1 protein-coding gene is annotated in these 1,662 nt (G+C 76.8%); it reads left to right on the top strand.

The genetic code is table 11. The annotated features are described in order from the left end of the window. Positions 1-43: 43 nt before the first annotated feature. Positions 44-1,662, top strand: a 1,619-nt coding sequence (locus tag H5J33_RS34375; protein ID WP_309485562.1) for an acyltransferase domain-containing protein, incomplete at its 3' end; no start/stop codon positions are given.

Genomic DNA, 1,662 nt, shown 5'->3' with positions numbered 1-1,662 from the left:
GGCCGCGCTCCCGCCGGGAGCGCCGGCCCGTACGGGCGGGACCGTGTTCGTCTTCCCCGGCCAGGGGGCGCAGTGGGCGGGCATGGGCCGTGACCTGTACGAGCAGTCCGAGGTCTTCCGCGCCGGCATCGACGCCTGCGCCGCCGCCCTGGCCCCGTACACCGACTGGTCGCTGGTCGACGAACTGCGCCACGGCTCCCTGGACCGCGTCGACGTGGTGCAGCCGGCCCTGTTCGCCGTCATGGTGGCGCTGGCCGACCTGTGGCGGTCCTACGGCGTGCGGCCGGACGCCGTGGTCGGCCACTCCCAGGCGGAGATCGCCGCCGCACACGTCGCCGGCGCGCTGTCGCTGCGGGACGCCGCCAAGGTCGTGGCCCTGCGGTCCAGGGCACTGGCCGTCATCGCCGGCCGGGGCGGCATGGTGTCCCTCGCGCTGTCCGCCGAGCAGGCAGTCGGCTACCTGGCCCGCTGGGGCGAGCGGCTGACCACCGCCGTGGTCAACGGCCCCGCGGCGGTCGTGGTGTCCGGAGACCTCGACGTACTGGACGAACTGCTGGCCGCCTGCGAGGCCGACGGCATCCGCGCCCGCCGCCTGCCCGTGAACTACGCCGCCCACTCCGCGCAGGTCGAGGCGGTCCGCGAGCAACTGCTCGGCGACCTGGCCGACATCACGCCCCACCCGGCGGCGATCCCGTTCTACTCCACGGTCACCGGCGAGCCGGTCGACACCTCCGCCCTCGACGCCGGCTACTGGTACCGCAACCTGCGCGAGCCCGTACGGTTCGACCTGGCCACCGCCCGGCTCACCGCCGACGGCCACGACCTGTTCCTGGAGGTCGGCCCGCACCCGGTGCTGGTGCCCGCGCTGGACGCCGCCGCCACCGGAACACTGCGCCGCGATCACGGCGGCCTCACCGAGTTCCTCGCCGCGGCGGGACGCCTCTACGCCGCCGGAGCCGACGTCGACTGGAGCCCGGTCCTGCCCCGCACCGCCCCCCGCGCGGACCTGCCCACGTACGCCTTCCAGCGCGAGCCCTACTGGGTGACCGCGACCCCGCCGGTGCCCCGTGACGACTGGCGGTACGAGGTGGCCTGGGCGCCGATGAGCGCCACCGCGGCCCCCGTCGACCCGGCCCGCTGGCTCGTCCTGGCCACGACCGGGCACCCGTGGGCCGAGGCCCTGCGCGCACGGGGCTTCACGGTGGCCGACACATGGGACGCGGCCGGCACCCGGGACGCCCGGCCCGGGTGGGACGGTGTGCTGTCGCTGCTGGCGCTGGACGAGGAGCCGCACCCCGCCCACCCGGTGCTCCCGGCGGGCCTGGTCCGCACCCTGGACCTGCTCCGCACCCTGGACCCGGCCCGGACCCCGGCCGTCCCGCTGTGGTGCGCGACCAGCGGCGCCGTCGGCACCTCGGGCACCGACCCGGTCACCAGCCCGGCCCAGGCCCTGACATGGGGCACCGGCGCGTCCGCGGCGCTGGAGTTCCCGCACGGCTGGGGCGGCCTGGTCGACCTTCCCGCCGTACCCGACGAGGAGAGCGTGAACGCGCTGCTCGTCGTGCTCGCCGGCACGGGCGAGGACCAGGTGGCGATCCGCGGCACCCGGCGCTTCGCCAGGCGGCTGCGCCACAAGACCCCATCGGGGCCGGCCGCGCGGCC

The organism is Streptomyces sp. WELS2 (assembly GCF_013870595.1).
Lineage (GTDB): Bacteria > Actinomycetota > Actinomycetes > Streptomycetales > Streptomycetaceae > Streptomyces.
Note: the sequence above shows the minus strand (reverse complement) of the source record. Positions and strands in the feature narration are given on the sequence as shown.